This window comes from Collinsella aerofaciens ATCC 25986 (assembly GCF_964239575.1).
Classification (GTDB): Bacteria; Actinomycetota; Coriobacteriia; order Coriobacteriales; family Coriobacteriaceae; genus Collinsella; species Collinsella aerofaciens_BQ.
The window spans coordinates 1-5,284 of the sequence record NZ_CAXSQQ010000042.1 but is presented as its reverse complement, the minus strand read 5'-3'; the positions used below and the strand labels follow the sequence as shown (position 1 = coordinate 5,284).

Annotated in this window: 5 protein-coding genes; all 5 read left to right on the top strand. The window is 61.5% G+C overall.

All coding sequences use genetic code 11. The features are described from left to right. Positions 1-328: 328 nt before the first annotated feature. The 5 genes from ACESUZ_RS09885 to ACESUZ_RS09865 all read left to right on the top strand — a co-directional run bounded on the left by ACESUZ_RS09885 (position 329) and on the right by ACESUZ_RS09865 (position 5,190). Complete coding sequence (locus ACESUZ_RS09885) at positions 329-649, top strand: YbaB/EbfC family nucleoid-associated protein (protein ID WP_006235174.1); 321 nt, start codon at positions 329-331, stop codon at positions 647-649. A gap of 13 nt (positions 650-662) precedes the next feature. Beyond that, positions 663-1,259 (top strand): recombination mediator RecR, encoded by a 597-nt coding sequence (gene recR, locus ACESUZ_RS09880; protein ID WP_006235173.1) that lies wholly within the window; start codon positions 663-665, stop codon positions 1,257-1,259. A 245-nt stretch (positions 1,260-1,504) separates the two neighbouring features. Further along, complete coding sequence (locus ACESUZ_RS09875; protein ID WP_373199879.1) at positions 1,505-2,389, top strand: hypothetical protein; 885 nt, start codon at positions 1,505-1,507, stop codon at positions 2,387-2,389. Continuing rightward, entirely contained in the window at positions 2,389-4,248 is a 1,860-nt protein-coding gene (locus ACESUZ_RS09870) for a serine/threonine protein kinase (protein WP_373199877.1), read from the top strand. Before ACESUZ_RS09875 ends, ACESUZ_RS09870 begins: the two co-directional genes overlap by 1 nt. Positions 4,249-4,251: 3 nt before the next feature. Next, on the top strand, positions 4,252-5,190 hold the full coding sequence (locus ACESUZ_RS09865) for an FHA domain-containing protein (RefSeq protein WP_373199875.1): 939 nt from the start codon (positions 4,252-4,254) through the stop codon (positions 5,188-5,190). Positions 5,191-5,284: the final 94 nt, after the last annotated feature.

The window sequence follows — 5,284 nt, the reverse complement described above, 5'->3', positions numbered from 1 at the left end:
GAGCTATTTCCGCGTTGCGCTAGCTGCGGAAACGCGGGGTCCGTTCAGGCTGTTGCGTTGAGATTGAAAATCAACCATTTAGTGGTACGCATTAAATGTCGGATTCCGGCTCTACAAGATTTAGCTTTCAATCTTATGCAGATGCGAATTATGCAACTTTGCATAATCATTGGGTGCGGTCTGCACTCAGGACATGTATATCGACTGAGGTAGTGTGTCCGCCCCGCTTGCTTGCCCCGCGCCGTGGTACGATTTTTGAGTTTGAAAGTCCCGCCGTGCTCCGGCTGCCCTTGCAGCTTGTCGCGCGGCCGCACGTAAAGGAGCCATCATGGCCGGTATGAACATGCAGCAGATGATGAAGCAGGCTCGCAAGATGCAGGAGCAGCTTGCCGCCGCGCAGGAGAACCTCAAGTCCCAGACCGTCGACGCCTCTGCCGGCGGCGGCATGGTCAAGGTGACCGTTAACGGCGAGATGGAGCTCGTCAACCTCACCATCGATCCCGATGCCCTCGATCCCGAGGACGTCGATATGCTGCAGGATATGATCATGGCTGCCGTCAACGAGGCCGTCCGCGGCGTCAACGAGCTCGCCAACAAGCAGATGGGCGCCATCACCGGCGGCCTCAACATCCCGGGCATGCCGTTCTAAGACACGCATATATATGAGTGCAAATCACAGTCTGCAAAAACTGCTCGATGAGCTGGGCCGTCTGCCGGGCATTGGTCCCAAGTCGGCCCAGCGCATCGCCTATTACCTGTTGGAGGCCGACGCCGAGGAGGCGCGCCGCCTGGCCGAGGCCATCCTGGAGGTCAAGCAGGAGGTCCACTTTTGCAGCCGCTGCTTTAACTACGCCACGGCCGACGAGTGCTCCATCTGCCAGGACCCGATGCGCGATACCACTCGCATTTGCGTGGTGGGCGAGCCGCGCGACGTCCAGGCGATCGAGCGCACGGGCAGCTACCACGGCCTCTACCACGTATTGGGCGGCGTGATCAGTCCCATGGACAAGATTGGCCCCGAGCAGCTGCACATTCGAGAGCTGCTGGCACGCTTGGGCCACGAGGACATCCACGAGGTCATCATCGCCACCAACCCCAATATTGAGGGCGAGACCACGGCGAGCTATCTGGCCCGTACCATCAAGCCGTTGGGCGTCGAGGTGTCGCGTCTGGCAAGCGGCCTTCCCGTGGGCGGCGACTTGGAGTATGCCGACGAGCTTACGCTTGGCCGCGCCATCGAGGCCCGCCGCGCGATTTAGGTGGCGAGCCTGCTCCTGCCGTATGTTTTCCTCGCGACGCACGGGGTAGTCATAATTTCCCCGTGCGACTGTGAGTTTGTTGTGCAACAAAGATGCTTCGTATCTGCTTATCGCATGGATGCTTCCGCTCGCATCCTTAATTTGTCCATTCGTTGCGCAACCTTTTTGGTTCGCTGATACACTCAAATATGGATTCGAATGAATGCGCCGCTCCCGAGCGGCGTGTTTTTGTTGGAGGAGAACGCATGCGGCCCGGTGGCACTCAGACAAAGCGCGGCGCCGCGGTGCGCATGCGATGCCGACTGGGCTTGGCTCCGCGGGCGTACGCACTGCTATCGTGCTCGTTGGTGCTGGTCATAGCTGGCGTTTCTGCCTATGGCATGACCGTGCCGTCCATGATACAGGCGCATGCCGCACGCGAACCGCGCGTGGGGCATGAGGTCAAAAGTGATCTGGGCACCACGACTGGATATGCTTGGGCAAGTGTGGTCGGGCATATTGTGTTTGGCACCGACGATGCGGACGGCGCCGAGGTCCCGGACAACGAAATCACGCTTTCCAATGGCAAAACCATCGTGCTCACCAACACCAAGATCATCGATCGGTTGTCCAACAATAGCGTGGCGGCAACGGTGAATAAGGTCGAGCAGCAGAAGGGGCAGGACGCCCAGCAGACAGGCAAGCCCGGTAGCTCGGATTCATCGAGTTCGGGCGGCGGCTCTGGGTCGGGTTCCTCTACCGGAGGGTCTGGAAACGGCGGCTCGACGGGCGGCAACACTGACAACGATGCAAACTCCGGTGGCCTTTCCGCTGCTGAGGAAGAGAGCATTCACAGTTGGCTTGTGACCAAGTACAACATGCTCGACGGCTATGTTTCTCGTGCCAATGACGTGGTCTCGACCTATAACTCTACGGGAGATCCCAGACCGTGCGACAGCCTGGTCGGGGAGATGTTTGTCATTCGAGCCGAGTTCGGTCGTCAGACATTCTCGCCCCGGTCAAAGTGGTATCAGCAGTATGCCAATCTGTGGGGCTGTTACACCAACCTATGTCAATGGGTCGGCCATTACGGCGATGATGACGTCGCGCTCGGTAACTTCAACAATAACGTGGCGGCGCTTGCCCTATGATGACCGATCTTGCATCCACCACACCACAATCGCTCGGTCGCGATCCCATGGTCGGCCTGCGCCTGGCGCGTGTCGACGGGTTTGAGCCGGCCATTGCGCTCGGTCAGGACGAACTGCCTGCCTATCTGCGTCGTTTTACGATGCTGTTTGCCGACGATGCCATCATGCGCCGTGGCGGTATCGGCCGCGTGACGCGTGCCGTCAACGCCCAAGGCGAGGCCGTGGCACTCAAGCAGCTCATCTTGCCGACGCGCGATGGGTTTGACGACGATGCCGCTCACGAGGCGCTGGTCGCCAAGTTCAAGGCGGCGTTTCGCGAGGAATACGAATGCCATCGCGCCCTTTCGGGCCTTAAGGGCTTTCCCCGCCTCTATGGCTGGGGCGAGGTCGACGGTGTGCCTGCAATTGTCATGGAATGGATCGAGGGCGAGACGCTTGCCCGCTTGCGTTCGCGACTCGCCGTGGACGATGCCGGACGCCTGTCGCCGCTTGTGGCGGCGCGTCTGGGTCGCGACCTGTTCGATCTGCTCTGCCGTATGAGCCTGGTGGGTGAGGGCTTTGTCCATCGCGATATCTCGCCCGCTAATATTATGGTGCGCACGGCGCGTCTACCGCTTGACCGGCAGCTTGCCGAGGGCACCTTTGACCTGTGCCTGATCGACTTTGGCTCGTCGCTGGCGTTTGAGCCTGCGTCGGCCGTGGCCGGTACCGGCGGCAAGGCATCCTTTACCGAGCGCTATGCCACGCTGCGTCGCGCGACGGTTGCCTATGCCCCGCCCGAGATGCTCACCGACGATATTCCCGATCTGCGCGCTTTGCGTATGTCGCCGGCGATCGACGTCTATGCCGCGGCAAGCACGGTTTACGAGCTCATTGCCGGCGTCGCGCCATACGAAGCCGCGCCGAGCACTTCGGGCACCTCGGGTTCGCGCAAAAAGACGCGCGACATCGCGAGCCCCTACCGTCTCAAGATGGACACGCGGCCCGACTATCCCATTGGTGCCCATGCGCCCGGTTGTGATTTGACTCAGCTGCTTCGTCGTGAGCCCGATGTGGCGCTCGCCGCGGCCGAGCAGGCCCAGCAGCTAGGGCTTGAGCCGGATTCCGAAGAGCTACGCGATGCGCTGGCGTTTGTCGATGCCCAGCTGTTCGACGTGGTGATGGCCTGTCTGTCCAGCCATCAAAAAGATCGTCCCGAGCCGGCGGCGGTCGAGGCGGCGCTCTCAGCGTTTTGTGACCACTATGCGCAAAATGTCGGCCGTTCGCTCCGCGGCGAGCCGCTCACGCCGTGCCCCATGGATGCGTCTGGCCGCGCGGTTCGTCGCGCGCTGATGGTCGGCGCGACGGTCGTCTGTGGCGTGGTTTGGGCTGTGATCGTGGTTTGGGCTGTGATCGTGGTTTCGGCCGCGCTGCTGGCGTCGGGCGCTCGCGTGACGGCGACTTTGGGATCGCTCGTGTGGTCTGGGTCGCTACCGGGTATTATTGCCGCACTGGCGTTGGCGCTGCCAGGCATAGCCGGCGTTGCCGCGGGGGCGCTTGCGCGCGATCGGCGCTCGGGCTTCCTGCAGGGTGTGCTTGCGCTTTCTGCCTGCGAGGTTCCGGTGCTGGTTGTGGCTGCATGTAGCGTATTTTCCCAACGCGCCGTGATGGGCGGCCTTGTTGCCGCTCTGGTTGCAACCTATACGCTTACGTGGTTTTTGCTTGCGATGGGCTTTGCCTTTGAACTTCCCGTTTCGGCACCACGACGCACAAAAGCCCAGATGGCGACTCCGCTTGCCGGTGGAGCCGCAGCTGCCCGTACTTTTGGCGGACCTGTCGAAGTATCGTCCGATTCTATTTCTACGACTAAGGAGGCCTAGGTCATGGCATCTCAAGTTGAGCTCACCCCATGCGGGGCCATGTTTGACATCTTTAAGCGCGCGGCGCATCTGAGCCATATCGAGCTGTGCGGCTTGGTGCTTTCGTCCCGTCCGCTCGCCGACGGCCGCAGCCCACAGAGCCGAGCCGCCGATCGCTCTTGGGTTTCCCGCTTTATCGTTCGCGCGCCGGTCGGCACGCTTCAGCATCGCTACTTTGCCGAATACGGTACCTCGGCTGCGCGTATTATGTCGCAACTGGCCCTGCGCCAGCGCAATCCCATGGACTCCACGGCTGTGATCAATATGGTGTGCGGTCCTGCAGGTGAACCGATGGTACGCGCGCTCGAAGAGTGCCACCAGGACACGAATCTCTATCGCAACGCGCTCGATCGCCTGTCCCAGGCGGCGGAACTCATGCCCGCCGAGCGCGCCGAGGCCGTGCTGGTGCTGTTTGTCGCCGTCGGTTGTTCGGCGGATGTGCGGTCCTCGGTGAACTATGCCATCGACTACGCGCACGCGACCTGTGGCGGAGGCACATCCACGCCGCGTTCGCTTGGCATGTCGATGACCGCGGGCGAACGCGAACCCGCCCCGGCGCACCCCTTGGGCTTGCTGCGCGTACAAAACAGTTTTGTCGTGAGCGCCCCGCGCTGGATTCAGCCGAGTGAGCAGGGTGTTGAGATTGGCGCGCTGGCCACTGGTGAGGGCGATATTACCGACGTCGGCGACGATGTCTCGGCCCGCCATGCCCATATCTGGTGCGATGCTCAAAATATCTGGCACGTCGAGGACTTGTCGTCCACCAACGGAACCGTGGTGGTAAACGGGGCCACGAGTGTGTGTATTCAAGTAGAGCCCGGCCGCTCCGCCCAGCTCAACCCCGGCGACGAGCTCAAACTCGGCGAATCCACCACCTACGCCATCCTGCTCGGCGCCCTCTAGCCGGCAGTTAGGGACGTTCCTTTTAATATGAGCAGGACATTGTCAAGAGGCAAAATCGGGCCTGGCCCCAACGATATGGGGTCAGGCCCTCTCC

Excerpts from the sequence above, each read along its gene's own strand:
- ACESUZ_RS09885 (WP_006235174.1), top strand. The coding sequence starts at position 329 with ATGGCCGGTATGAACATGCAGCAGATGATGAAGCAGGCTCGCAAGATG.
- recR (WP_006235173.1), top strand. The coding sequence starts at position 663 with ATGAGTGCAAATCACAGTCTGCAAAAACTGCTCGATGAGCTGGGCCGT.
- ACESUZ_RS09875 (WP_373199879.1), top strand. The coding sequence starts at position 1,505 with ATGCGGCCCGGTGGCACTCAGACAAAGCGCGGCGCCGCGGTGCGCATG.
- ACESUZ_RS09870 (WP_373199877.1), top strand. The coding sequence starts at position 2,389 with ATGACCGATCTTGCATCCACCACACCACAATCGCTCGGTCGCGATCCC.
- ACESUZ_RS09865 (WP_373199875.1), top strand. The coding sequence starts at position 4,252 with ATGGCATCTCAAGTTGAGCTCACCCCATGCGGGGCCATGTTTGACATC.